This is a genomic window from Microbispora sp. H10830, from assembly GCF_014161375.1.
In the GTDB taxonomy this organism is placed as follows: Bacteria; Actinomycetota; Actinomycetes; order Streptosporangiales; family Streptosporangiaceae; genus Microbispora; species Microbispora catharanthi.
Genome location: NZ_JABBWX010000002.1, coordinates 643,990 through 669,223 on the forward strand (window position 1 = coordinate 643,990; position 25,234 = coordinate 669,223).

Genomic DNA, 25,234 nt, shown 5'->3' on the forward strand with positions numbered 1-25,234 from the left:
ATGACGTGCTCTCCGCTTTCGGGCACACGCGGGAGTCGCTGGCCGCGCTGCCGGACGACGAGTAGCCCGTGTCTGACGTCGTCTTCACAGCTCCGGCGGTCGATGATCTGCGGCGAATCGGTCCGGACGCCGCGCTCAGGGTACTCAAGGAGATCCTGGTGCTGTCGAAGAATCCGGAGGCCGGACAGGCGGAGCAGGTCGGGCGAGTGCTCGCGCTGGTCCGCGGCAGCGTCCCCGGTCACGCCTCCCGGCAGGCCGTCCTTGCGACCCTGGCTGCGGTCCAAGAGCGGATGAGCGGCGTCACCGGTGTGGATGGAGGAGCTGCGAAGCCTGCGGGACGAGCTACGTAACTGACGGATACGTCGTCGACACTGGAGTGTTTCTCCGGTGGTTCGTCGACCAGGACGGGGATGAGCACGCCCGAGAGATCCAGCAGGCCTACCTAGGAGGGGGGCTGAGGCTGGAGACCGTCGACTTCGCTCGGGTAGAAGTGGCTCCGCAAGAAAGGGCTGCGCGCAGGCTGCCTGGACAGGGCGATGTTTCTGGCCGCCACGCGCGTCATCGTTGGCTGGGCGTTGTCCTCGTCGATGCCTGCGAGGTCGAACGCATCCAGCGAGCTGCCAGGTTGGCGGTCGACCACTCGCTGCGCGTGTCGAGTCCCGCCGGCGCTCGCCGTGATCCCTGCGTCCATCGTGGCGGTCGTCCTGATACCCGCTGGGCTGATGAACGTTCGGATGGGCGTCGATCTCGCGGTGTGGGGCACCAACGTGCCGAGCATGCTGTGGATCGTGTGGGGAGCCGCCCTTGGCGCCGCCGCGTGCGCCTACCGCTTGCGCCGACGCGGAATCTGTCGTTACTGCCAGGTGGGCGAGCACTTCGACCGGCCTGCCCACTCGGTGCACGAGCTGTGGCTCTGCCCGCAGCACCTGTTCCGTCACCCGAACGGCTACTGCGGCCTCGGCGTCAACGCAGGTGACTCTTCGGCCGGGTGCCCGGCTGGGCTGACGACCTCTTCGGAGGAGTAGCCGGAATTTCAGCGAATTCCAGAAGATGCAACATTTCGGGGCTCTGGTGCGTCTCAGCCGGGATGAACGAGAGGATTCCCGCCCGTGGATGACGTGCCGCCGGATTTCGCGGACTTCGCCGCCGATCGCATGGATGCGTTGTTCCGCTACGCCTACATGCTCACCGGTAACCCGCACGACGCCGCCGACCTCGTTCAAGAGGCGCTGGTACGGCTGCGCAGCTCATGGCCGCGGGTGCGACGCAAGCACAACCCGGAGAGCTACGTGAGAACCACGATCACCCGGCTGCACATCTCCGTCTGGAGGCGGCGCAGGCGCGAGCATCTGGCAGGGGAGGTGCCCGAACAGCCGCCGCCGGTGGCGGAGTCACCGCCGGACCTATGGGACGAACTGGCCAAACTGCCCAAGAGGCAGCGTGCCGTCCTGGTCCTGCGCTACTACGAGGACCGATCGGACGCCGAGATCGCCGAGATCCTTGGCATTTCTCCCGGAACCGTACGAAGTCAGGCATCCCGCGCCCTCGGCAAGCTGCGTGACACCGTCGCCCCGACAAGGAGCCCGCGATGAACGACGTCGAAGAGGCGCTGCGCCGTACGTTCGCGCGCGCGGAGGCGCGGATCCCGGCCACGCCGCCGGATCTGCTGCGCCGGGTGACTGGGGGGCAGGCCCGGCGCGTACGCCGCGGCCTGGTGGCGGCGACCGCGATGGCCACCGCTCTGGTGATCTGGGCGGCGTCAGCCGTGACCTGGCGGGCTCCCGAGTCGCCACCCGCCGTCACGGCCACGTCTGCGCCGCGCATCCAGGAACGACGGGTCGTGGCGGAGATCGCGCCGCCGCTCGAACAGGTGCTGCCTTCGGTGATCGCGGAGGTTCCTCGGAAGATCCGCAACGGTAAGGCCTTCACGCCGAAGGTGTTCATCGATTCACGCACCATGCTCGGGTACGTGGCGAAGAAGGGTTACGATCCTGCGCCTGAGTTGTGGGTTTATCACCTGCAATCGCAGACCTTCAAGCGCCTGGCCGTCCTCGACGGTCCCATCGCGCCGGTGGACTCGCCGGCGGTGGGCGAAGGCGTGATCGCCTGGTTCAAGTACGTGGACCGAGACATCCACATCATGTCGATTCCGGTGACCGGCGGTACCCCCCGCACGGTGGTCTCGTTCCCGGCCGAGCTGGACGTGGACAAGGTGAACGGGGACACCATCTACGGTGTGGACCTGGCCGTCGGAGGCGGCATGATCTTCTGGTCGTCGACTAAGTCGGGGGGCGTCAACAAGGTTCCGGTTGCAGGCGGCGAACCGTCGTTCGTTCCGGGCACGGCGGGGCTGCGTCTCTTCTCCTGGCCCTGGGCGGGGCGTCCCGCCGATGGTCCGGCAGCTATGACGAATCTGCTCAACCTGAGCACCGGGGAGCGGCTCGACAATCCAGCGCAGGCGCAGTGCGATGTGACCTGGTGCCTCATCGGCAACAGGGCGACCCGCCGCGACGGGAGCCAGGTTCTGGACCTTCCGGGCGACAGCCCTCGGTCACTCGTGGCCGACCGCTTCGTCACCATGGATCAGGTCGACGACCAGGGACGCAAGGCCGCGGTGATCTTCGATCTCGCCACATCACGGGCTGGCAGGCTGTGGATTCTCAACGACCGCAAGGCATCCCCCACCCTCTACACGGATACGGAGATGCTCTACTTCAAGCGCGGTGAGAAGTGGGCCGTCATTCACGACTCGGGCCGTTAGGCCAAGAAGCTGCGGTCCGGCCCCGGCCGGGGCTGCCGAGCATCGTTTGCATGTGCCGGACGGCTGCTGCGGCACCGGCGTCGAATCATGTGACGCGTTCACGCGAGAGCAGCCCGTCCGGCACGAACTCTGGGCGACCCGCCTCCGGCCCTCGGAGGTTCGACCGGCCCAGAGCTACGGCAGGACGGCCCCTAGGTTTGGCTTGTCGAGCCAACCATGACGAGGAGACGCCGGATGACAGCTGGCTTCTCAGCATCCGTCCTCAGCACGCCCGCTTCATGGGGCAACGATCGGGCCGAACTCAAGCGGCGTGCGGTCGGGAACGCTCCCAGCAGTAACGGGGAATGACTGAGGTACGGCTGGTCAGGTAGTGGGCCACACACCATAGTTCCGCGGGAGCAGTCACCGTAAGCAGTGCACGGGAGGTGCGCAAGCCGCTCATATGACGCGGTCCGGCGTCCCTGGTCGCCATCGCCGAGCGACGGGGCATCTCCTGCCTATTCTGTACAGGTTGCTGTACAGTAGTTGCATGACCGTGGTGCGTGAAGCTGCCGAGTTGAGTGTCACAGAAGCGGCTCAGCGTGGGGTGGCCCGTCTGGTCGCCGACGCTGAACGCGGGACCGATCTGGTGGTGACCCGTCGGCATCAGCCGGTGGCGGCGGTTGTCAGCATCCGTCGCCTGAATGAGCTGGAGGAGGCCGCCGCCGATCTCCGGGACTTGGCGCTCGTGCTCGCACGTTCGGTAACCGACTCCGGAGAGCGTGTCTCGCTCGATGACGTGCTCTCCGCTTTCGGGCACACGCGGGAGTCGCTGGCCGCGCTGCCGGACGACGAGTAGCCTGTGTCTGACGTCGTCTTCACAGCTCCGGCGGTCGATGATCTGCGGCGAATCGGTCCGGACGCCGCGCCCAAGGTGCTCAAGAAGATCCTTCTTTTGCTCGACGATCCCGAGGCGGGCTATCCGCTGGGCGGGGAGCTGACCGGCTTTCGCAAGCTCGTGGTCGGGCGCAACACCTGGCGGGTCGTCTATCGGATCACGGACGACAAGTCGATCGAGATCTGCGAAGTATGGGCTGTGGGCGAGAGGGCCGATGGCGAGGTCTACGCCGAGGCCACAGCCAGGGTTCGTGCCGCCGGCAGGGGGCGTCCCGAGGTGGTGCAGCTAGGCCGGATCATCGAACGCCTGGGCGCGCTGGCCGATCACATCCGCGTTGACCAACCGCCTCCTCGGGAGCCGGTGCCGGATTGGCTCGCGGATCGCCTGATCTACACCGCCGGTATGTCTCGCGAGGATGTCGCCGCCCTCGACTTGCAGCAGGCGGTCGATCGTTGGGCTGACTTCCGGTCCAAGCCACGCTAGTTGCGAATTACTGCGCGAAGAGAACCACTACCACCAGCAGTATCTGTTCAGGAACCGGCTACTGCGGTATTGGCGGCACCGGCGTCTCCTGCCCCGTCGGCCTCACGACCAGCGACGCGTAGACCTGCCGCACTGGCTGATCCTGGCCCTCGGCTGCCCGGCTATCCCGGCGCCGTCCGAGGGCCGAAGCCGTTTGCGGAGCAGGCTCGCCTGCTCAGAGGTCTCGTTCGTCTCTTGGACTGGGAAGGAAGCCCTACCAGGAGTGGTCAACCAGGGGATTCCGGGTCTCTGACGTCTTGTCATCCTGGGCCGCGCTGCCGGATCGCCAGGCGCGTTGTTCGATTCGCTTATTTCGGCCGTACTAAGGTCGTCGTCGGGATCTGACCTTGCTCGCGTCAGGGACGGTCGATCAGCTCGCCGACGTGCAGGGTCGCGGCGAGCAGCTCGGGGTCGCCGGTGCAGTCGTACGACTCGACGGCCGTGTCGGTGAACTTCAGGACGTGCTCGTCGCCGTGCTCAGCTGCCCGCTGGAGCGCGTCCTCGCGGGTCAGCTCGGGATAGCGCCGGACGATCTCCGCGCACGGGGCCGGCCGGGCCGGGGCGTACGTCGCGATGACCGCCACCACGGCCGCCCACGCCGCCGTCAGGCTCGGCAGCCACTGCTCGGCCGGCAGGACCGGGAGCACGTGCCGCACGGCGTTAGGCGCGGTAGCGGCGTGGACCAGCAGGACCGGCGAGCCGTGGCCGAGCCTGAGGTACGCCTTGGCGGCGCTGTCGACGAGCGACTCCAGCCGCGCCGGGACCTCCTCGGCGGACGCAGCGGGTTTCAACGCGCGCAGGCTCGCAGTCCAGCCCGAGCTGCGCTCGAGCCGGTCGAGCCGGTGGGCGATGAAGCCGTTTTGCTCTTTGAGCCGGGTGACGGCCGGCAGGGCCTGTTGCGCTGTGAGGGTGCCCTCCGGCGCGACCACCCCGGCGAGCTCGCGGTAGCGCGCCGCCCAGAACGCCAGCCCGTGGGCCAGTTCGTCGAGGGTCTGGCGTGCTGGGGCGCAAGCGGTGCCGCGCAGTGTACGCACCGCGTGACTGACCCGGATCACGCCGTGGGTCGAGCCCGCCACGATGCCCGGCAGCAGCCGTGGCCACCACCCGGCGAGCACTTCCTGCCACGGGCGCTCGGTCAGCTCGTGCCGGAAGTACGCGGCCCAGTCGGGCAGCCGTCGCGCCTGGCCCAGCGCCGCGCGCCACTCGCCGGGTTGGACGGCCGCGCTCGTGCCGGGCAGCTCCGCCAGGCGGCGTACGTAGCGGTCGAGCCAGCCATCGACGTCGATGTCGAGCCCCCGCCGGACCATCACCTCCACGGCCATCGGACCGTGGTTGGTCAACCCGTGGTTGCCCTCCTCGTCGCCGCCGAACTCCGGCCCGTACGCGTGCAGTCGTTCGTACGCTGCGGGCAGGGCCTCAGTCATCGACTCGCGGGTCATGACGGCCACCTCAGCGGACGACGTCGTAGACGAGCTTGGTGATGCCGTTGGCGTACGTCTCGGACTCGGCCACCTTCAGCATCTGCTTGTCCTTGTCGGTGTCGCTGAACATCCGCTTGCCGGCTCCGAGCAGCACGGGGAAGACCAGCAGGTGGTAGCGGTCGATCAGGCCGGCGTCGGAGAGGCTGTGGGCGAGGGCGGCGCTGCCGTGGATGAAGATCGGGCCGCCGTCGCCCTCCTTGACCTTCACGACGTCCTCGAGGGAGCGCAGGATCGTGATGTCACCCCAGTTGTCGACGAGGGCGTCCTGGCCGAGGGTGGTCGAAACGACGTACTTCGGCAGTTCCTTGAGAGCGGCGAACTCCTCCATGTCCGGCCATACCGGCGAGAACACCTCGTAGCTGGTCCGGCCGAACATCAGCGCGGTGGCCTCCTCGATCTCCCGGCCCTTCAGCTCGTACGCCTCGGGCAGGAACTCGATGTCCTTGAAGGTCCAGCCGGCGCTGCGGTGGGCCTCGGTGCCGCCGCCGGGAGAGTCGATGACGCCGTCCAGCGAGACGAAGGCGGTGTAGATCAGCGTGCGCATCTTCGATGTCCTATCCGTGGTCAACGTGGATGGCCTAAGTCTGTCCTGACGTCATGCACACGGCCACGATTAGGCTCAGGGCTAATCGGAAGGGCGGCCGCGTGATCCACCTGCACTTCACGGCGACGGACTTGACCCGCGTACGCTTCGCCGTCTCACCCCTCATGGAGACCGTCGCCAGCCTGCGTACGCTGGCCGCCCGCAGGCAGGGGCGGCACCTGCACCGTCCCTGGATGGACAGATTCGCCGAGCGAGCGGGCCGGCTGCGCGAGCGCGACCTCGACCTACTGCGGGCGTTGGTGCGTCCGGAGGGCTACATCCCCGACTTCCTGGTGCCGCCGCCGGGTCGCCGGTCCTCGACCTTCGCGGACGCGCTGGCGCAGATCGCCGACGCCGATCCGGAGATCGTGGCGCAGGAGTTGGCGCACCTGGCGGCCCACCCGGTCGCCCAGCAGGGGCCCGGCCGCGAAGGGCGGGTAGCCCTGCTCCAGGCGCTGGTGGACCGGCCGGATGCGGGCATCGGCCCCGTCACGGAGGCGCTCGAGGCGTACCACCGGGTCGCGATCGCCCCAGACTGGCCGCGGATCAATGCGTTACTCAACGACGACATCGCCTACCGGCTCGACGCCCTGGCCGACGGCGGCGTCGGCCGGATGATGAGCAACCTGCACCCGTCGGTTACGTTCGCCGACCAGACGCTAAGGATCGTCAAGTACTACGAGGGCCACGCCGACTGCGGCGGGCGCGGCCTGTTCCTCGTGCCGTGCGCCTTCGCCTGGCCGGACGTCCTGGTGCGGACCGCGCAGCCGGATTCACCCAGCGTCTCCTACTCCCCGCGCGGCCTCGGCCGGCTCTGGGAGGAGCACCCCGAGCAGACGGGCTCGGCGCTTGCCGGCGTCCTCGGGCAGACCCGGGCCGCCCTGCTGGCCCAGCTCGACCTGCCGATGTCGACCAGCCAGGCCGCCACTCAAATGGCGCTCTCCGCGCCGACGCTCAGCGTGCACCTCCAGGCGCTGCGTGCCGCCGGGCTGCTCACCTCGCGCCGGGCGGGCCGGCAGGTGCTCTACTCGCGGACCGAACTCGGTGACCGACTGCTCAGCGAGGCAGGCCGGCAGCCCGACGCCTGAGCCGCATATGCGCGACGGTGTCGCGCAGCGTACGCGGCTCCAGGCGGAGCCCCAGGATCTGCCGATAGGTGCGCCTGTCCCTCGTCAACGTCCCCGCCACCAGGGAGCCTGCGCCCGCCGAGATCTGTGACACAGCCAGTCCCGGCGCCGAGGGTGGGAGCAAGTGTCGCGAGGCCCAGCGCGATTTGTTGCCTGAAGCGAACTGCGCCCACCAGCAATAGCTCTTCAAGGTGCCAGACGGCTAGCCGCCTGGCCGACGGGCCTGGTCCCGACCGCGGATCGAGGCTCCGGGACCTGTCCAGTGCAAGGCAGGTCAGCGGCGGGGAAGCACGCCCAGGAGGGTTGCGCTCAGGGCCAGCTTCAAGGAGTCCTTCAGCTCCAAGTGGAATCGGGCGAGGTCGGGCTCGGCCTGGTAGGCCGCCTGCAGGCTGGGTGGGGGTGAGCTGTACGCCGACAGTGCGCCGGCCATGACCATGGTGTGCAGGCTGAACAGTGTTGCGTTCTCGCCCAGCTCCGGCAGGTAGTTCTGGATCAGGGCGGTCATGGTTGTCAGGCGGTCCAGGGAGGCGCGCTTGTAGCGTGCTACGACCTCGACGGAGACGTTGTGTTCCAGGACGCTGCCCTGTGCGCCGAAGAGGTCGCACAGCACCATTCGACTGGAGAGCGAGCGGCTGAGGATCTCTGCCACCGCTGCCGCTCGCTCGGCCATGGGTAGATTTTCGTCGATGCCGGCGGCCAACTCGCCCGCCAGTTCCGTCAGCCACTCCTGCAGGAAGCGGTCCAGCAGTTCTAGCAGCACCGCCTCGCGAGACTCGAAGTAGCGCAGCACGTTCGGCTTCGCCAGACCTACCCGGCGGCTGAGCTCGTTCAGGGTGACCGCGGCCACGGGCATCTCGTGGAGCATCGCCGACGCCATGTCGAGGATCGCCCGCCGGCGGATCTCTCGCTGCTCTTCGGTTCGTGCCCGCTGGAACGTCACGATCGCCAGCCTAACTTAAGTACCTGCGGTACGTTGACAACGTACCGAAAGTACTTTAACGTCGTCGACACAAGATACCTTCGGTACGTTAGCTAGTTGGGAGCCTGACATGGGCGAGAAGTGGACGACGGCGAACATTCCGGACCAACGAGGGCGGGTGGCCGTGGTGACCGGGGCCAACACCGGACTGGGGTACGAGACCGCCAAGGCGCTCGCCGCGCGCGGGGCGTCCGTGGTGCTCGCCGTGCGCGACGTCGAGAAGGGCGAGCAGGCCGCGGCCCGTATGACCGGCGACGTGACCGTGCAGGCGCTGGACCTGACCTCGCTCGACTCCGTCCGGACCGCGGCGGCGGCGCTGCGGTCCCGAATCGAACGGATTGACCTGCTGATCAACAATGCCGGCGTGATGTACACCCCGAAGCAGACCACCCGGGACGGCTTCGAGATGCAGTTCGGCACCAACCACCTCGGCCACTTCGCGCTCACCGGGCTGCTGCTGGACCTGATGCTGCCGGTGCCCGGCTCGCGCGTGGTGACGGTCAGCAGCACCGGCCACCGCATCCGGGCCGCGATCCACTTCCACGACCTGCAGTGGGAGCGGTCGTACAGCCGGGTCGCCGCCTATGGTCAGTCCAAGCTGGCCAACCTGATGTTCACGTACGAGCTGCAGCGCCGGCTCGCCACGCACGGCACCACCGTCGCCGTGGCCGCGCACCCCGGCGTGTCCAGCACCGAGCTCGCCCGCAACACCCCCGCGGCCCTCCGGCTTCCGCTCACCTGGCTCGCGCCGCTGATCACCCAGACGCCGGCGATGGGCGCGTTGCCGACCCTGCGCGCCGCCACCGACCCCGCCGTGCTCGGCGGCCAGTACTACGGTCCCGGCGGACGCTTCGAGGTCATGGGCCACCCCCGGCTGGTCACCTCCAGCCCGGAGTCGTACGAGGTAGCCGTCCAGCAGCGGCTGTGGGCCGTCTCCGAAGACCTCACCGGGGTGAAGTTCCCCGTCGTTCAGTCCAAGCACAACTCGTTTCCCTCCGGATCGGCCATCACGATGTAGCCCGCGCTGGTAGGGGGCGCCGGCTCGTCGCGGAGCAAGCGGGAGGCGCCGAAATGAGCTGCGGTGCGACCTGGACGGACAGACGGGGGCCCGGTCGCGAGATCGTGGCGGGGCTGGGCTGAGTCAGTCGACCAGGCCGGCGCGGTAGGCGGCGATGGCCACCTGTACGCGGTTCGTGACGGCGAGCTTGTCGAACAGGTGGGAGATGTGGCTCTTGACCGTGGCCTCGCTCATGTTCAGGCGGGCTGCGATCTCGGTGTTGGAGCGGCCGAGCCCGACCTCGGTGAGCACCTCGCGCTCGCGGCCGGTCAGGGCCTCCAACCGGGCGAGCGCGTCACGGCGGCGCCGTATGGGCTGGTCGGTGGTGAGCCGGTGGATCAGCCGCCGAGTGACCTGCGGGGACAGCATCGAGTCACCGCCGTGCGCGAGACGGATCGCCCGGATCAGGTCGTGGGGCGAGGTGTCCTTGAGCAGGAACCCGCAGGCTCCCGCCTCCAAGGCGGTGAAGATGTGCTCGTCGCTGTCGAACGTGGTGAGGATGATCACCGCGGGTGCCCGGGCGAGCCGGCGGATGGCCCCGGTGGCGGTCAGGCCGTCGTACCGGGGCATCCTGACGTCCATCAGGACGACGTCGGGCCCCAGGCGACGGACCGCGTCGACGGCCTGGTTGCCGTCCTCGGCCTCGCCCACGACCTCCACGTCGGGTGCGGAGTCGATGATGAACCGCAGCCCCGCGCGGATCAGCGGCTCGTCGTCAACCAGCAGTGTCCTGATCATGTGATTCCCTTGGGGATGCGTCCGCGGCGTGCCACGGCAGCCGGCCCTCAAGACGCCAGCCTCCCGCATCGTCCGGCCCGCCGCGCACGGTTCCGCCGATCAGCCGGAAACGCTCCGCCAGGCCCACCAGACCGACCCCGGCGCCGGTCTCCAGACTCGGCTGGGGCGATCGTCCGTTGGCGACCACGATCGTGACGCCGTCTTCCCTGCTCCCGGTCGCCGTGACCGTGACCGGGGCCCCGTGGGCGTGCTTGTGCGCATTGGTCAGGCCCTCCTGGACGAGGCGATGCGCGGCCCTGGCCGTTTCCGGTGGCCACGTGCCGATATCGCCGTGCAGGGTAACGGTCCCGCCGGCCGATACCCAGGAGTCCACCAGCCGCCGCAGGTCGGGGAAGCCGTCGTCATCGTCGGGCCCGGCGCGCAGCACGCCAAGGATCTTGCGCAGCTCTTCGAGCGCCTCCTGCGCGCTGACCCTGATCAGCGCCGCCTCCCGCTCGACGCGCTCCGGCCCTGCGCTCGCGTTCACCTCCAGGCCGCCGGCGTGCAGCGAGATGAGCGTTACCTTGTGCGCGAGCACGTCGTGCATCTCCCGGGCGATCCGGCCGCGCTCAGCGGACCTCGCCTGCTCGTCGCGCAGACGCTGCTCGGTCTCGGCGCGTTCGGCGCGCTCGCGTAGCGATCGGGTCAGTTCGCGGCGGGTCGTGGCGTACGCCCCTGCCGCCAGCGTGACCCCGGTGGCCGTCATCGCCGAGATCAGCGCGTCGGTGCCCAACCGGCCGCCGTCCACCCACTGCTGGGCCAGGAACCCCGCCATGCCGATCGCCGCCAGCGCCAGGAAGCGCGTGCCCGCGCCGGAGAAGAGGCTGATCAGCAGCGGTCCCGGATTGCCCGACAGCACGTACGCGCCCGCCCCGGCGACGGCCACCGCGACCGGCCACCGGCCCCGGAACCACACCGCACCCGTGCCTGCCAGCCCGGCGGCGGCGATGACGGGTCGCGGCAGCGGCGCCCACGGCGTCTTGACCGCCAGGACGGTGAGGAGGAGGCAGAGCGCCACGAAGGCCGCGCTGATCGCGTGTGGCCCAAGCGCGGCCACCCGCCGAAGCGCCGCGCGGTACGACAGCATCGCTTCAGCGTAGCCAGGGCGGCGGCGCGCCACCTCATACCGGCGTCGATGCCGTACGCCGGGCGGTCTCCGACTTTCGTCGCATACGCCTGTGGCCGCGATGGCGATGTGGCCGCACCCTCGCCGGCCGCATCGTGGATGGCCTCGACAAGGTCAGGAGCCGTCCCGTGTATCTCTTCCGTTCGATGCTCGTCGCGGTGTGCGCGGCGCTGATGATCCTCGTGCCGCCCTGCGTCGCCTCCCCTGCCGCGGCGGCTACCGATATTCCGGACGAACGTGCTCTGGCGGGCTTCTTCGACGCCGCGATGGCGGACGGGCTGGCGGCCAACCACGTGCCGGGCGCGGTCGTCTCGGTGGTGGGCGGTGGGAAGATGCTCTTCAGCAAGGGGTACGGACTGGCCGACGTCGAGAACCGCAGGCCCTTTGACCCGGACACCTCGATGGTCCGGATCGCCTCGATCACCAAGCTGTTCACCTGGACCGCGGTGATGCAGCAGGTTCAGCAGGGCAAGCTGGACCTGAAGGCGGACGTGAACCGCTACCTCACCGCGTTCCGGATCCCCGCGACCTACCCCCGGCCGATCACCCTGCAGGACCTGATGGACCACACGGCCGGGTTCGAGGACCGCACGATCGGCGTGGGGTCGCGGAGCAAGGACGACGTGCCGCCCTTGGCGGACTATCTCGCCGACAACATGCCCGCGCGGGTGCGCCCGCCCGGCGAGGTGTCGGCGTACTCGAACTATGGGGCGGCGCTGGCCGGATACATCGTGTCGCGGGTGAGCGGGCAGCCGTATGACGAGTACGTGCGCGACCACATCCTCGACCCGCTCGCGATGCGGCACAGCACGGCCGCCGAGCCCGTCCCCGCCCCCTTGGCCGCGGATCTGGCGCGCAGCTACGACTACGAGGGCGGGGCGTATCGGCGCAAGCCGTTCGTTTTCGACAACCTCGCCCCCGACGGGTCGATCAGTGCCACCGCGAACGACATGGCCCACTTCATGATCGCTCACCTGCTCGACGGACGCTTCGGCGGCCGGCGCATCCTCGATGAGCCGACGGCCCGGCTCATGCACCGGCGGACGTTCGCGGCCGATCCGCGCATCGACGGGTATGCCCACGGGTTCAAGGAGCAGACGCTCAACGGGCATCGCGTGATCACGCACGACGGCGGCTGGGAGGGCTTCCAGAGCGCGTTGCTGCTGGTGCCCGACGCCGGCCTCGGCCTGTTCGTCTCCACGAACAGTCTGGACGGGGCCGACGCCATGACCACGATCATTCCTGCGTTCTTCGACCACTTCCTGCCCGGAAAGCGCGCCGTGCCCGACGGCGGTGCTTCCGTCATGCCTGTCGAAGGCTTCTACAAGCTCACCCGGTCCGCCGAGTCCAGCATCGAGAAGGTGGTCGCCCTGACCGGTTCCACCAGGCTGCGGGTGGAGGGCGGGAAGCTCACCTTCAGGGGCTCGACGTGGAGCCCGCTGGGGCCCGGGCTGTACCAGCAGGACGGCGGCACACAGCGGTTGGCGCTGGTGACCGGCGGGAGCGGTGTCGCGTACGTGGCCACGGACGGCCCCGCCTACCAACGCGTCCCCTGGTGGGATACCCCGCCGGTCAATGTCGTCATCGTCCTGTTGTTCGCCGTCACCGCCCTGACCGCCGTGCTCGGCCTGCCGGTGGCCGCTGTGGTCCGCCGGGCCAGGAAGCGTCCCGTTCCGCGGGTCTGGCGCGCCGGGCGTGTCCTGGCCGGGCTCGCCGCCGCGGTCGGACTGGTGTTCGTGGTGCTGTTCACGCTGGTCCTGACCGGCGACACGAGCATCCTGTACGGCGTACCGGCCAACGTCCAGGTCCTCCTGGTGCTGCCGCTGCTGGTCCTCGCACTCACCGTCGCCGCGATCGCCACCACCGTGAGGGCTTGGCGGCGCGCGGGCGTCCTGGCCCGCGGCCACCAGGTGGTCGTGCTGGCGGGACTGCTCGCCCTCCTCTGGTTCTGCCAGCACTGGAACCTGCTCGGCTGGCACCTGTGATCACTTGATCACTCAACCGCCTGGCTCAGCAGGCTCTGGTACGAGCCTGTCCACGTGCCAGCACACGATGGCGTCGACGGTCCCGGCCTCGATGTCGCGGAGGCGTCGTTGCCATGCGGGGCGGGGGCTTCCGGAGTGGGCGCTGACGTCGTTGTCGGAGTAGACGTCCACCACGTCCCACCCTCGGAGTTCGATCAACGCTCGGCAGTCGGCTTCCTGACGGGCGACGCCGCGTCCGGCGCCCGCGTGGTCCTGGCTGATCCGGCAGAAGATCGCAGCTCTGCGCGTGGGTCACATAGATACACGTTCGTAGCACCGGAGTCTCCTGCCCGGCCGGCCTTACCGCCGGTGATGCTTGATCTTGCAGGAACCAGTCGGCCCGGAGCCCAGGCTGCCCGGGCCGACGTAGCCGCTCTCAGCGGATTGCGGTCACCGTCGCGCTGCGCGACTGTCCGGGGCGGTCCCGCTGATTACACTCGATACATGAGCGTGATGCGCGAGGAACTCCACCACCTGGTTGATCGGCTGCCAGAGGAGAAGGTGGCTCCTCTGCTCAGGCTTGTCCGCGATCAGCTCGAAGAGCCGCCTGTGGTGCGCGATCTGCCGTTCATCGGCTTGCTCGAAGCGGAGCCGGATTTCGCGGAACGCTCAGAGGAAATTCTCCGCGCAGAGGACAATCACTCTTTGTGATCGTCATTGACTCGGGTCCGTTGGTTGCGGCCGTGAACGTCCGGGACCGCCACCATCAGGCCTGTGCGCGACTTCTACGGACCCACCCAGGGCCCTTGCTCGTCCCCGCGACCGTTGTTACCGAAGTATGCCAGCTCGTCGAGAAGCGGCAGGGAAGCAAAGCGGAGGCAGCGTTTCTATGCTCCTTCGGAGCAGGTTTGACCTTGGTGGACCTCGAAGATCGTGATCTGCAGCGTATGAGCGTCCTGGTGGAGGCGTACGCGAGTCTCCCCCTCGGGGCGGTTGATGCCTCTGTGATCGCCATTGCTGAGCGAGTCGGCGTCACGGAAGTGGCGACGCTCGACCGCCGCCACTTCACCGTTGTCCGCCCCCAGCACACCGGTGCACTCATGCTGCTGCCGGAGCGGCTCTGAGCACCGTTCCGCCCGGCGGCCCTGAGCGATGATCCGTTGGCCGAACGGCACTGGCGCGAGCAGGTGTCAATGCACGTGACCCTTCGGCCTGGTGCGCGACTGGGCTGACGACGCGATCCGTCGAGGCAACTCCTGCAGGTCGAGAAACTGGTCGCTGCGGGTGAGATGGCGCTCGCCCTGGATGCCCAGCCTGGCCGGCCACGCGCCGACTGCTACGACCAGGTGAGCGCCGTCGAGCACGTCCTGGCCGACCTCGATCGAACGCTGGTCAAGAAAGCGTGCACGCCCGTGGAAGGGTTCCACCCCTGCTTGGACGAAGCCATCCTCTCGCTGCCGGGGAAAGGGGTCGGTGAACGTGGCCTTGAAACGGATCAGCTCAGGCCAGTCGATGCGCAGGTCCCCAGCAACGCCTCGGCCCTCCACGCGACGTTTCCGATCGATGATCTCGGCCGCTCCCACCAGCACCTTCTTGGGGTCACAGCCACGCAGCCCACAGGTACCGCCGAAGGGCCGGGAATCGACGATCGCCACGTTCCGGCCGGCCGCCCGGCATCTCATGGCCACCGCTGAGCCGGCTTCCCCTGTTCCGATCACGACGACGTCAAAGGACTTCTTCATGATCCATCCTTCTGGTTATCCCGTTCGATCGGGTGTTGTTCGCCGACGGCACCAATCGCCCGACACCGCTGCGGGAAAGTGCTCGCGCGCTGACTTTCCGTGACCGTGCTGTGCCCTACCCGGGTCCAGGGGCTCGACACACCCTTCCGACTCGATGCCTCGAGTAGACCGTGTCTGACGTGGTCTTCACGGCTCCGGCGATCGAGATCTGCGAAGTATGGGCATGTCGCGCGCGGGGTCAGCGGTTGAGGTAGGCGAGGACGGCGAGGACCCGCCGGTTGTCATCGTCGGAGGGCTGCAGACCGAGCCTGAGGAAAATGGACGCGGTGTGCTTGGCGACGGCCCGCTCGGTGATGACCATCTGCGCAGCGATCGCCGCGTTCGAGCGGCCTTCCGCCATCAGGGCGAGCACCTCGCGCTCGCGCGGGGTGAGTGCGGTGACGGCGCCGTCGCCGGAGTTGTGTGCCAGCAGGCGGGCGATCACCTCCGGGTCCATCGCGGTACCGCCGTCGGCCACCCGGCGCACCGCGTCGACGAACTGGGCGCCGTCGACCACCCGGTCCTTGAGCAGGTAACCGATGCCGCCGGTGCCGCCCGCCAGCAATTCGCGGGCGTACAACTGCTCGACGTACTGCGACAGCACCAGCACCGGCAGCCCGGGCATCCGGCGCCGGGCTTCCAGCGCAGCCCGCAGTCCCTCGTCGGTGAAGGTCGGGGGCAGCCGGACGTCCACGATGACGACGTCGGGCTTGTCCGCTGTCACGGCGGCAAGTAGATCCGGCCCGTTGTCGACGGCGGCAGCGACCCGCAGTCCGTGCGCCTCGAGCATCCGGGTCAGACCGTCCCTCAGGAGGAAGAGGTCTTCGGCGATGACAACGCGCACGGGATCTCCATGGTCGCCATGGTAGGCCCGCCTGGCGGGCTGCTGACGGCCAGAACGCCGTCGAACGCGGCAAGGCGCCGCTCGACGCCGCGGAGGCCGGTGCCGCGGGCGGGGTCGACACCGCCGCGGCCGTCGTCGGTGACGCCGATCCGCAGCACCCCGCCGCCATGGCTGATGTCGATCCACACCTGATCGGCCCCCGCATGCTTGGACACGTTGGCCAACAGCTCGCTGACCGCGAAATAGGCCGCCGATTCGACCGGTGCCGGAGGACGGCCGGGTAGCTCGCCGGCGAAATGGACCCGCAGCGGCATGTCCAGAGCCAGGCCGTGGACCGCGTCGGACAGGCCGCGGTCGGCCAGCATCGGCGGGTGGATGCCGCGGACCAGGTCACGCAGCTCGGCCAGCGCCTTGACGGAGGAATCCTTGGCCTCGGCCAGGAGTGCCCCGGCAGCCGCGGGGCTGGTGTGGAGCAGCTGCGAGGCTGCGTCCAGGGTCATTCCCATCGCCACCAGCCGGGCCTGCGCGCCGTCGTGCAGGTCCCGCTCGATCCGGCGCATCTCGGCCGCGCCGGTGTCGATGGCGTCGGACCGGGTCCGGGCCAGGTGACGGACCCGCAGCGCCAGCTCGGCTTGACGGGTCGGTCCCAGCATCGAGCGGGCGAACACGCCGTACGCGGGCAGCATTCGCCGGCCGGCCCACAGCCCGAGTGCGGTTATCGCCAGACCCAGCGGAACGGCCAGCCACGCGGTAAGGCTGCCGGGGTGAAGCGGGATGGCCAGCCAGTGGATGAGGCCCTCGGAGTGCGTCTCGGCCGGCAGAGTGGGACCTGGAGCGGAGGGGGCAGCAGGGGCCGCAGGCGCTGGAAGATCCGGCGCCTGCGACCCGGTTGGGCCGAGCGCGACCATGGCCCCCAGCCCATAGAGCACCAGCCCGACCGGCGCGGCGACCAGAACGCAGCCCCCGCATGCGTTCACGGCCGTCCACAGCAGGTCCCGCCAGGTTGCCGGGTCGGCCAGCAGCCGGCCGGTCCGCCGCCGGAGCCGCGTCCAACGGCTGGTCTGCTCGCCGCCCGGATCCGGCCGGTAGGGAACGGCGATGGGCACACCCGACCACTTCCCGGCCAGCCGCCTGGTCAGCCCGGCGACCCAGCGCACGCCCAGCACGCCGCAGGGCACCAGCGTGACCGCCACACCCAGCCACACGACGCCATGGTCACCGCCGGGCAGCGCCCCGCCGTAGGTCAGCACGGCCAGCACCAGGGCCGGAGCCGCCAGCAGGGCGGCGGCCCCGGCCAGCGTCAGCCCGCTGAACGCCAGGCAGAATGCCAGCCCGCGGGCAGCGGCGACCAGGCCCCCGCCCATCCAGGACAAAGGTCCACGCCGAGAAATCTGTGCGCCCGGGGTCATCGCTGTGCCGCTCACTGCTGATCTCCTTGGCCGGGGTCACTCCCGTTAAGTGTGCCGGGCACGTGGCCGGGCCCGCAGTGCTGCTGAACCCTCAATCGGAGGTGTACCTGGATACACCTCCGAGACGCCTCTCAGCCGTATGTCGTCATCAGCCGGCCGCTCCCTAGCGTGGTCGGCATTCCGGTGAACCGGACCGTATGCACATCGAGAGGAACGTCATGAACGTGCGGTTCACCCGTCTCGCCAGGCCGTACGGCCGCCTCGGCGCAAATGCGATGACCGCCATGCTGCGAGGCCGCGGGCCGGACAAGCAATATCGGCGCCGCTGTGCGCTTTCCGATTGCACGCTGACCGCAATGCGAAGGAATGAACCATGACCCACACCACTTCGGTACTGCGCACCCGCGGGTTGCGCAGGGAGTTCGGCAAAGCCACGGGACTGGTGCGCGCCGTCGACGGTGTCGATTTGGATGTCGCACCGGGCGAAATGGTGGCCGTAATGGGCCCCAGCGGCTGTGGGAAATCCACCCTGCTGCATCTGCTCGGCGGGCTTGAACGGCCCACCGGCGGTGAGATACGGCTCGCCGGACACCGTCTCGATCAGATGAGCGAGAAGGCCCTGGCTCGGCTGCGGCGTGAGGCCGTCGGCTTCGTCTTCCAGGCCTTCCACCTCATCGACGAGCTCAGCGCGGTGGAGAACGTGGAGTTGCCGGCACTGCTGGCCGGCCGCTCGCCGCGGGCGGCACGAGCACAGGCCGTCGATCTGCTGGAACGGGTCGGCATGGCCGACCGGGCCGGGTTTCTGCCCTCGGCGTTGTCCGGCGGCCAGCGCCAGCGGGTCGCGGTGGCCCGAGCGCTGAGCAACAAGCCGCTCGTCGTCCTCGCCGACGAACCCACCGGCAATCTCGACAGCGCCGCGACACTGGACGTACTTCAACTGTTCCGCAGCCTCCACAGGGCCGGCCAGGCGCTGGTCATCATCACCCACGACTCACGCATCGCCGCCACCGCGGAGCGACTGATCTCGATGCGCGACGGCGCCTTCGTGGACGAGACCACAACGATGGGCCTCACCAGCGGCGACCCCGGCGCTTTCGCCGGGCTGGAGGGCTGACGCAGTGGGCCGCATCCTGCTCATTCTCCGCCTCACCAGCCGAGACCTGCGGCGACGCCCGGTCGAGGCGGTGTTGATGATCCTCGTGATCGGGGTCGCCACCACCACACTGACCATCGGGCTCGCCCTGTATGGGGTGACCGACAAGCCGTACCAGCAGACCCGGGCGGCGACGGCCGGGCCGGACGTGGTGGCGAGCCTCCCGGCTGGGCCCAGCCAGTCCGCCGTCTCCGCCGTCGTGGACGCGCTGATCCACGCCTCCGGCGTCACCGGCCACAGCGGGCCGTATCCGCTCGCCTTCACCGTGATCGGGGCACGGGGCCGTACGGCAGACGTCATGGCAGAAGGGCGCGACCTGGCCCCGGCCTCGATCGACCAGCCGAAACCGACGCAGGGCAGTTGGGTGCGCGACGGCGGTGTGGTGGTCGAGCGCAGCTTCGCCGACGCGCTCGGCGTTCACGTCGGCGATCAGGTCACCCTGGGTGGCCGCTCATTCCGGGTCGTCGGGACGGCGGTCACCGCCGGCCTTCCGGCTTACCCCGGAGGCCTCTGCAGCATGGGCTGCGCCAGCATTCCGGCGTCATTGCTCCATTCCTCGAGGTTTCCCACTCCCGGCCTGGTCTGGCTTACCAAGCCGGCTGCCAGGAGTCTTGCCACATCAGCGGGGTCCCTGTCCTACCTCCTCAACCTGAGGCTGGCCAATCCGGCCCAGGCCCAAGCGTTCGCCATCGCCCACAACGCCGACTGGTCTCCGACCGAGCCGATCCTGTCACCGTGGCAGAGGATCCTTGACGTGGACAACCTGGTGGTGGAGAACGCGCAGCAGGCCATGCGGATCGGCGGCTGGTTGTTCGGCCTGCTCGCGGTCGCCGGCCTGGCCGTGCTGGTCGGCCGCCGCATGGTGGAGCAGACCAGGCGGGTCGGACTGCTCAAGGCGGTGGGCGGCACGCCAGGGCTCGTCGCCTCCGTGCTCCTCGCCGAGCATCTGGTTCTGGCCCTGGCAGCGGCAGCGGTCGGGCTGGTGGCCGGATGGCTGGCCGCCCCGCCGTTCGCCAGGACCGGTGCCGGCCTGATCGGTACCCCGGGCGCGCCATCGCTGACCGTGTCCGCGATCGTGCTCATCCTCGCCGTAGCACTGGCGGTGGCGCTGGCCGCGACGCTCGTTCCCGCCATCCGAGCCGCCCGCACCAGCACGGTCGGCGCACTGGCCGACGAGGCCCGCCCGCCACGGCGCAGAGCCTGGTTGATCGCCATCTCGGCACGACTGCCCGTCCCCATGCTTCTCGGCTTGCGGCTGGCCGCCCGCCGGCCACGCCGCGGCGTCCTGAGCGCGCTCAGTATCGCCATCACCGTCACCGGGATCGTCACGATCCTGGCTAACGATTCCTATCTGGCCCGTCACTTCTCCCACGATGTGGACGATCCGCGGATCGACCGGATCAACCAGATGATGGCGATGATCACGATCATGTTGGTCGTTCTCGCGACCATCAACATGATCGCCGTCACCTGGGCGACGAAGCTCGACGCCAGGCGTTCATCGGCACTGTCACGCGCTCTCGGCGCGACCCCTGGACAGGTCGGCGCAGGACTGTCAGCGGCGCAGCTGCTCCCCGCGCTGCCGGGTGCCGTCGTCGGCATCCCTGCGGGCATCTACCTGTGCGACATCTTCAGACACGGAGTTCTCACCATCCCACCGCCAGGGTGGCTGCTCCTCGTGTTGCTCGGAACCCCGCTTGTGGTGGCAGGGCTCACCGCCATCCCATCCCGCCTCGGCGCCCACCGCTCCGTGGCCGAGATCCTCCGATCTGAGCTCGCGTGAGCATCAAGCCGGCGAACGTTCCGGCAGCACTAGCAGAGCGCCAGGGCTGTATGGATCAGGTGCAGGTGGGTGAACGCCTGAGGGAAGTTGCCCAGATGGCGCCCCTGGACGGGGTCGTACTCCTCGGAGAGCAGGCCCACGTCGTTGGTGAGGGCCAGCAGCCGCTCGAACAGGACCATGGCTTCGTCCTTGCGGCCGACAAGGTTGAGCGCTTCGGCCAGCCAGAAGCTGCAGGCGAGGAAGGCACCTTCGGCTCCGGGCAGGCCGTCGATGTCGTTGCTTTCGGAGATCGGATAGCGCAGCACGAAGCAGTCGGTCATCAGCTCACGTTCGATCGCGTCGATCGTGCCGGTGACCCGGGGGTCCTCAGGGGGCAGGAAGCCGACGATCGGGATGAGGAGCAGCGCCGCGTCGAGTTCGCGAGAGCCGTACGACTGGGTGAACGTGCCGCGGTCGCGGTCGAAGCCCCTGTCGCAGACCTCGGCGTGGATCTGGTCCCGCATGGCCCGCCAGCGCTTGAGAGGACCGGTGTGGCCGAGCTCTTCGATCGCCCGCACCTGCCGGTCTGCCGCCACCCACGCCATGACCTTGGAATGGACGAAGTGCCGCCGCGGGCCGCGTACCTCCCACAGACCCTCGTCGGGCTGGGCCCAGCTGTGCTCCAGGAAGTCCATCAGCCGGCAGACGATGGTCCAGGCGTAGTCGTGAGGCGGCATCCCCAGCTTCCGGGCCCGGTAGAAGCAGTTGAGCACCTCGCCGTAGACGTCGAGCTGAAGCTGGCCGGCGGCGCCGTTGCCGATTCGCACCGGCCGGGAGCCTTCGTACCCGGGAAGCCAGTCGAGCGTCTGCTCCGGCAGGCGCCTTTCGCCTGCCACGCCATACATGATCTGGAGGTCCTCCGGGCGGCCCGCGATGGCGCGGAGCAGCCAGTCAAGCCAGGCGCCGGCCTCGGTGACGTATCCGGATTCGGTCAGGGCGTCGAGTGTCATCGCGGCGTCGCGCAGCCAGCAATATCTGTAGTCCCAGTTACGCACCCCGCCGAGATGCTCGGGCAGCGACGTGGTGGGAGCCGCCACGATGCCGCCGGTCGGGCTGTAGGTGAGCGCCTTGAGCGTGATGAGAGAGCGGACCACGGCGGCGCGATGGCGGCCCGGGAGCCAGCAGCGGGAGACCCACTCCTCCCAGAACAGGCTGGTCTCGGTGAGTTGCTCGCTGGGATCGATGCCGCGGGGTTCCGGCTGGTGCGAGGGGTGCCACGTGAACACGAACGACCGGCGTTGCCCTGCGGCGATCGTGAAGGTGCCGGTGTGCCGGTCGCCGCTGCCCTCCAGGTGGAGGGGAGTGGAGATCCAGACCGAGTCCGGCCCGCCGATGGCGTGGAGGCGGCCGTCGAAGCGGCGGGCCCAGGGGACGATCCTGCCGTAGTCGAACCGGATGCTGATCTCCGCGGTCATGTCCACCGTCCCGGACACGCCCTCCACGATCCGGACCAAGGAGGGGTTGACGTGCCGGGGAGGCATGAAGTCGATGACCTTGACGGTCCCCGTGGAGGTCTCCCATATGGTCTCGAGGATCAGCGTGTCGTCGACGTACGCGCGCCGCGTGGCCCTCTCATGTCCGGTGGGGGCCAGCCGCCAGAACCCGTTGGACTCGTCACCGAGGAGCTTGGCGAAGCATGCGGGGGAGTCGAACCGGGGAAGGCAGAGCCAGTCGATCGATCCGTCGCGACCGACGAGGGCGGCTGACTGCGTGTCCCCGATGAGGGCGTAGTCCTCGATCCGCATGTGGCCCACGCTACTCGCCTGCCGTCGCCACCTGTGGGGGAGCGGGCCAGGGCCCCGCAGCGGGGTCAGGGTTCCGCGTGCCGGTCGAGGCCGAGCGTGGCGATGAGGTCTTCGTGGAGCTCGAACCAGACGCGATGGCAGGAGTCCACGTCGGTGCGGTCGACCCAGGCGCCGTCCCTGGCTTGGGCGCGCCCCAGGGCTGTGGTGAATCGTGTGTCATATCCGCGGAACCGCGTGAGGACGCGGCCGAGCCGGTCTGCGAGGGGGGTGAGCGCCCGGTCGATGCAGGCGAGCTCATGCAGCACTCCTGCGTCCCAGGCGGGATCGGAGTGGTCGTTGACGGCGAGCCGATCGCCGGCGGTGGGCCGGAGTTGCCAGTCGGTGCAGGCTTGTAGCAGGAGGGCGTTCAGCGGGAGGAACCTGCGGTAGACGTCCCGGACCTCGTCGGCGGCGCCGACGCGTGTGAGCTCGGCCGCCAGCAGGCGCTCGTTCTCGGTCCGGCCCGGCTCGGTCAACGACCAGCCTCCGGTGCCGGCGAAGGCGGTGTGCTCCACCCAGCCACGTGCCTCGGCGTCGCGCAGCACCTCTTTCGTCGTGTCCGCATCGAGTCCGTACCGACGAGCGATCACCGGAGTGTCCGCGAACCCGGTGATGCGAACGGCGTGCAGGACCAGGAGGCTGAGCGAAGCGTCCCGCGTCACGAGCCGGCGTCCTGTCGTGCCGCCAGGCGGGTGTAGTGCTGCTGGCATGCCTGCGGGGAGTTGAACCCCATCACGTGCGCCATCTGTGCCCAGGTCAGACCCGCGCTCCGGGCGATGAACAGCAGGGCGGATTCGAGTCCTTCGACTTCGGCTCGTGCGGCGGGCAGGAGGGCGAGCGCGCTCAGGATGTCCTCCGGGTCCAGCTCGGCGTTGCGCCAGACGGCGAACTGCGCGAGGTCGACCGCCGACAGCGGGGCGGGTGAGGGGCGCCACGGGCGGGCCTCGAGCTCATCTGCGCCCAGGCTCAGAAGACGTTCGCGCGCGTCCCGCTCACGCTGGGCCTGGACGTGGTCGGCGTGCACGCCGTGAGCCATGTCGTGCTTGCGATCCATGCGCCCCAGGATGCACAATCAACAAATTGTTGTCAATCTTCTGTTGAAGGGTGGAGCGGGTGATCGTACCCCTCATGGAGGCTGTCGCCGATACCTGCGGGGGCAAGGCCGGCGCACTCGGCGCGTTGCTCCGTGCGGGTCTGCCGGTTCCTGACGGCTTCGTCGTCCCGTTCGCCGCCTACCTCGCCGCTGTCCGCGACCTGGACCTCGGGCGGTTCGCCGGAGAGCCGGACGACGTCGACGCGGTGCGGCGGACGATCGAGACCCGCCCGGTCCACGCGGCCGTGATCGACGCGCTGGGACGCGCGCTCGACGAGATCGGCGACCCACCCGTGGCGGTGAGATCCTCGGCAGCGAGGGAAGACACCGGTCAGGCGTCGGCGGCCGGTCAGCACGAGAGCTTCCTCGCCGTGCACGGGGTCAGTGCGGTCGCCGAGGCCGTGCGTGCCTGCTGGGCCTCGCTGTTCTCCCCGCGTGCCATCGCCTACCGGGACGCCTCCGGCCGCGACGATCAACCGTCCGATGATCTTCTGATGGCCGTCATCGTCCAACGCCATCTGGACGCCGAGATGTCCGGGGTCATGTTCACACCCGCGGCCCCGGACGACGGGACCCGGATCGAGGCGTCCTGGGGCCTCGGCCCCAGCATCGTCGAGGGCAAGGTCACCCCTGACGCCTACCGCGTCGCCGAGGACGGGTCAGTCGCCCGCACCGTCGCAGACAAGCGGAAGCGCCTTGACCGGCGCGGCACGCGGCTCGTCATCCGCGACGTGCCCACCGCCGCCCGGAACCAGCCGACGGTTGACGACGCGACCGCCGCGCGGCTGGCCAGGCTGGGCAGACAGATCGCTGCCGTGCTCGGCGGACCGCAGGACATCGAGTGGGCGATCGCCGACGGCCGCACCTGGATTCTGCAGGCACGGCCGGTCACCGCCGCACCCCCACCACCGACGTCGCATTCCGGCGCCTCCGACATGCCGGCCGCCACACTCACCGGAACGCCGGGCAGCCACGGGACCGTGACCGGCACCGCGAGGATCGTCCGTGGTCCCGGCGACTTCGCGCGCGTGCGCCCGGGCGACATCCTCGTCTGCCCCTTCACCGACCCTGCGTGGACGCCGCTGCTGCGCATCGCCGCCGGCGTCGTCACCGAAACCGGAGGCGTGCTCTCGCACGCCGCGATCGTCGCTCGAGAGCACGCCATCCCCGCCGTCCTCGGCATTCCGAACGCGACGAGCAGGCTCCGCGACGACACCGTCATCACCGTCGACGGCGCCACCGGCACCGTCACGGCGGCGAACGCGTGACTGATCACTTCCGTCCCGGGCGAAGCGTCCGCCGCCGAACCCACACGTACCGGTCGAAAGGAGAGGGGAAACGGTCCGCAGGGACCGCCCCCTGACGACGCATGACAACTCGACGCCTCTACCTGGCACGCCACGGCGCGGCCGACGCGTTCGGGGAACTCACCGACATCGGGCGCCGGCAGGCGGGCCTGCTGGGCGAACGGCTCGCCGGCGTGCCGGTCGACGCCGTGTGGCACTCTCCGCTCCCACGGGCCGTAGCAAGCGCGCACGAACTCGCCCGTCGTCTACCGAACGTGCCCGTGACCGAGGCCGCCGAACTCGTCGACCACGTGCCCTACGTTCCCGGCCCGGCCGAGACACCCCCGTCCTGGGCCGGCTTCTTCGACGGTTACGACGACACCGAGGCGGCCTCGGGCCACAGGCTCGCCGAGGCCCTGATCGCCCGGTTCGCGAAGGTCCCCGACCCAACCACGCAAGGGACCCGGCCCGACACACACGAGGTCCTGGTCACGCACGCCTACCCGATCGCGTGGCTGGTGCGGCACGCACTGGACGCGCCGCCATCCCGGTGGCTCGGGTTGAACAGCGCCAACACGGCACTGACGGTGATCGAGTACCGCGACGGGCTGCCGCCCACGATCGTGATGTTCAACGACATGAGCCACCTCCCGCCCGACCTGCGCTGGACCGGGTTCCCCGCAGGCATCCGGCCCTGAGGCAGCTCCTACTGCCCGTACGGACTCCGTACCTGGGCTGGGCGATGCCGCTCCGGCCCAGGCCGGCCGTGGTCAGCCGGTCAGCCCGCGACCGGACGACCCGCTCCCGT

27 protein-coding genes and 1 pseudogene are annotated in these 25,234 nt (G+C 69.4%); 16 read left to right on the forward strand and 12 right to left on the reverse strand.

All coding sequences use genetic code 11. The features are described from left to right. The first annotated feature begins 68 nt into the window (after positions 1-68). The 7 genes and pseudogenes from HHX35_RS07840 to HHX35_RS45080 form a co-directional block, all read left to right on the forward strand. On the forward strand, positions 69-350 hold the full coding sequence (locus HHX35_RS07840) for a type II toxin-antitoxin system RelE/ParE family toxin (protein ID WP_182898161.1): 282 nt from the start codon (positions 69-71) through the stop codon (positions 348-350). Positions 351-722: 372 nt separating this feature from the next. Then, the gene (locus HHX35_RS07845) at positions 723-1,025 is read left to right on the forward strand and encodes a hypothetical protein (RefSeq protein WP_182898162.1); all 303 of its coding nucleotides are present in this window, start codon (positions 723-725) and stop codon (positions 1,023-1,025) included. Between the two features lie 84 nt (positions 1,026-1,109). Continuing rightward, positions 1,110-1,592, forward strand: coding sequence for a SigE family RNA polymerase sigma factor (locus tag HHX35_RS07850; RefSeq protein WP_182898163.1), 483 nt, complete (start codon positions 1,110-1,112; stop codon positions 1,590-1,592). Next, positions 1,589-2,761, forward strand: a complete 1,173-nt coding sequence (locus HHX35_RS07855) for a hypothetical protein (RefSeq protein WP_182898164.1) — start codon at positions 1,589-1,591, stop codon at positions 2,759-2,761. The genes HHX35_RS07850 and HHX35_RS07855 overlap by 4 nt, the downstream gene beginning before the upstream one ends. Positions 2,762-3,290: 529 nt before the next feature. Beyond that, complete coding sequence (locus HHX35_RS07860; RefSeq protein WP_182898165.1) at positions 3,291-3,599, forward strand: type II toxin-antitoxin system prevent-host-death family antitoxin; 309 nt, start codon at positions 3,291-3,293, stop codon at positions 3,597-3,599. Positions 3,600-3,602: 3 nt separating this feature from the next. After that, the gene (locus tag HHX35_RS07865; RefSeq protein ID WP_182898166.1) at positions 3,603-4,121 is read left to right on the forward strand and encodes a type II toxin-antitoxin system RelE/ParE family toxin; all 519 of its coding nucleotides are present in this window, start codon (positions 3,603-3,605) and stop codon (positions 4,119-4,121) included. A 28-nt stretch (positions 4,122-4,149) separates the two neighbouring features. Then, positions 4,150-4,243: pseudogene (locus HHX35_RS45080) on the forward strand (peptide-methionine (S)-S-oxide reductase); the annotation flags it as partial. Between the two features lie 273 nt (positions 4,244-4,516). Here HHX35_RS45080 and HHX35_RS07870 read toward each other — a convergent pair. Both HHX35_RS07870 and HHX35_RS07875 read right to left on the reverse strand, forming a co-directional pair. Beyond that, on the reverse strand, positions 4,517-5,599 hold the full coding sequence (locus HHX35_RS07870; protein ID WP_182898167.1) for a questin oxidase family protein: 1,083 nt from the start codon (positions 5,597-5,599) through the stop codon (positions 4,517-4,519). A 10-nt stretch (positions 5,600-5,609) separates the two neighbouring features. Further along, positions 5,610-6,185, reverse strand: coding sequence for a dihydrofolate reductase family protein (locus HHX35_RS07875; protein WP_182898168.1), 576 nt, complete (start codon positions 6,183-6,185; stop codon positions 5,610-5,612). Positions 6,186-6,286: 101 nt separating this feature from the next. Between HHX35_RS07875 and HHX35_RS07880 the strand changes: the two genes are divergently transcribed. Then, positions 6,287-7,312 (forward strand): DUF5937 family protein, encoded by a 1,026-nt coding sequence (locus HHX35_RS07880; RefSeq protein WP_220505111.1) that lies wholly within the window; start codon positions 6,287-6,289, stop codon positions 7,310-7,312. 313 nt (positions 7,313-7,625) lie between these two features. On the opposite strand, the gene HHX35_RS07885 is transcribed toward HHX35_RS07880, so the two are convergent. Then, the gene (locus HHX35_RS07885; protein ID WP_182898170.1) at positions 7,626-8,291 is read right to left on the reverse strand and encodes a TetR/AcrR family transcriptional regulator; all 666 of its coding nucleotides are present in this window, start codon (positions 8,289-8,291) and stop codon (positions 7,626-7,628) included. Positions 8,292-8,400: 109 nt separating this feature from the next. Between HHX35_RS07885 and HHX35_RS07890 the strand changes: the two genes are divergently transcribed. Next, entirely contained in the window at positions 8,401-9,348 is a 948-nt protein-coding gene (locus tag HHX35_RS07890; RefSeq protein ID WP_182898171.1) for an SDR family NAD(P)-dependent oxidoreductase, read from the forward strand. A 123-nt stretch (positions 9,349-9,471) separates the two neighbouring features. Here the strand turns inward: HHX35_RS07890 and HHX35_RS07895 are convergent, their stop codons facing one another. Together HHX35_RS07895 and HHX35_RS07900 are read right to left on the reverse strand one after the other, a co-directional pair. Then, positions 9,472-10,125 carry a response regulator transcription factor gene (locus HHX35_RS07895; protein WP_139579062.1) on the reverse strand — a complete coding sequence of 218 codons (654 nt, stop codon included), beginning with the start codon at positions 10,123-10,125 and terminating at the stop codon, positions 9,472-9,474. Beyond that, positions 10,103-11,251: a sensor histidine kinase gene (locus tag HHX35_RS07900; RefSeq protein WP_182898172.1), complete on the reverse strand. Its 1,149-nt coding sequence runs from the start codon at positions 11,249-11,251 to the stop codon at positions 10,103-10,105. The genes HHX35_RS07895 and HHX35_RS07900 overlap by 23 nt, the downstream gene beginning before the upstream one ends. 167 nt (positions 11,252-11,418) lie before the next feature. Here HHX35_RS07900 and HHX35_RS07905 point away from each other — a divergent pair, with 167 nt between their 5' ends. Continuing rightward, on the forward strand, positions 11,419-13,275 hold the full coding sequence (locus HHX35_RS07905; protein ID WP_182898173.1) for a serine hydrolase: 1,857 nt from the start codon (positions 11,419-11,421) through the stop codon (positions 13,273-13,275). 12 nt (positions 13,276-13,287) lie between these two features. Here the strand turns inward: HHX35_RS07905 and HHX35_RS45085 are convergent, their stop codons facing one another. Next, complete coding sequence (locus tag HHX35_RS45085) at positions 13,288-13,548, reverse strand: recombinase family protein (RefSeq protein WP_182898445.1); 261 nt, start codon at positions 13,546-13,548, stop codon at positions 13,288-13,290. Between the two features lie 210 nt (positions 13,549-13,758). On the opposite strand from HHX35_RS45085, the gene HHX35_RS07915 reads away from it, so the two are divergent. Beyond that, complete coding sequence (locus HHX35_RS07915) at positions 13,759-13,965, forward strand: hypothetical protein (protein WP_079319669.1); 207 nt, start codon at positions 13,759-13,761, stop codon at positions 13,963-13,965. Beyond that, positions 13,962-14,378, forward strand: coding sequence for a PIN domain-containing protein (locus tag HHX35_RS07920; protein WP_182898174.1), 417 nt, complete (start codon positions 13,962-13,964; stop codon positions 14,376-14,378). Before HHX35_RS07915 ends, HHX35_RS07920 begins: the two co-directional genes overlap by 4 nt. Before the next feature lie 66 nt (positions 14,379-14,444). Here HHX35_RS07920 and HHX35_RS07925 read toward each other — a convergent pair whose 3' ends face one another. The 3 genes from HHX35_RS07925 to HHX35_RS07935 all read right to left on the reverse strand — a co-directional run bounded on the left by HHX35_RS07925 (position 14,445) and on the right by HHX35_RS07935 (position 17,243). Then, positions 14,445-14,996, reverse strand: a complete 552-nt coding sequence (locus HHX35_RS07925; RefSeq protein WP_182898175.1) for an FAD-dependent oxidoreductase — start codon at positions 14,994-14,996, stop codon at positions 14,445-14,447. Between the two features lie 238 nt (positions 14,997-15,234). After that, positions 15,235-15,879 carry a response regulator transcription factor gene (locus tag HHX35_RS07930; RefSeq protein WP_182898176.1) on the reverse strand — a complete coding sequence of 215 codons (645 nt, stop codon included), beginning with the start codon at positions 15,877-15,879 and terminating at the stop codon, positions 15,235-15,237. Continuing rightward, positions 15,843-17,243: a histidine kinase gene (locus HHX35_RS07935; RefSeq protein WP_220505112.1), complete on the reverse strand. Its 1,401-nt coding sequence runs from the start codon at positions 17,241-17,243 to the stop codon at positions 15,843-15,845. Before HHX35_RS07935 ends, HHX35_RS07930 begins: the two co-directional genes overlap by 37 nt. 418 nt (positions 17,244-17,661) lie before the next feature. Between HHX35_RS07935 and HHX35_RS07940 the strand changes: the two genes are divergently transcribed. Further along, the gene (locus tag HHX35_RS07940; RefSeq protein ID WP_182898177.1) at positions 17,662-18,402 is read left to right on the forward strand and encodes an ABC transporter ATP-binding protein; all 741 of its coding nucleotides are present in this window, start codon (positions 17,662-17,664) and stop codon (positions 18,400-18,402) included. 76 nt (positions 18,403-18,478) lie between these two features. Next, a complete protein-coding gene (locus HHX35_RS07945) occupies positions 18,479-20,224 on the forward strand; it encodes an FtsX-like permease family protein (protein ID WP_220505113.1) in 1,746 nt (581 codons plus the stop codon). A gap of 29 nt (positions 20,225-20,253) precedes the next feature. Here HHX35_RS07945 and HHX35_RS07950 read toward each other — a convergent pair whose 3' ends face one another. From HHX35_RS07950 to HHX35_RS07960, 3 genes are all read right to left on the reverse strand, one after another. Continuing rightward, entirely contained in the window at positions 20,254-22,008 is a 1,755-nt protein-coding gene (locus HHX35_RS07950; protein WP_182898179.1) for a glycoside hydrolase family 15 protein, read from the reverse strand. A 65-nt stretch (positions 22,009-22,073) separates the two neighbouring features. Continuing rightward, positions 22,074-22,709, reverse strand: a complete 636-nt coding sequence (locus HHX35_RS07955; protein ID WP_182898180.1) for a transcriptional regulator — start codon at positions 22,707-22,709, stop codon at positions 22,074-22,076. Further along, entirely contained in the window at positions 22,706-23,101 is a 396-nt protein-coding gene (locus HHX35_RS07960) for a DNA-binding protein (protein ID WP_182898181.1), read from the reverse strand. The genes HHX35_RS07955 and HHX35_RS07960 overlap by 4 nt, the downstream gene beginning before the upstream one ends. A gap of 59 nt (positions 23,102-23,160) precedes the next feature. On the opposite strand from HHX35_RS07960, the gene HHX35_RS07965 reads away from it, so the two are divergent. Next, positions 23,161-24,408 carry a PEP/pyruvate-binding domain-containing protein gene (locus HHX35_RS07965; protein ID WP_182898182.1) on the forward strand — a complete coding sequence of 416 codons (1,248 nt, stop codon included), beginning with the start codon at positions 23,161-23,163 and terminating at the stop codon, positions 24,406-24,408. Positions 24,409-24,509: 101 nt separating this feature from the next. Then, the gene (locus HHX35_RS07970) at positions 24,510-25,124 is read left to right on the forward strand and encodes a histidine phosphatase family protein (protein ID WP_182898183.1); all 615 of its coding nucleotides are present in this window, start codon (positions 24,510-24,512) and stop codon (positions 25,122-25,124) included. Positions 25,125-25,234 lie beyond the last annotated feature (110 nt).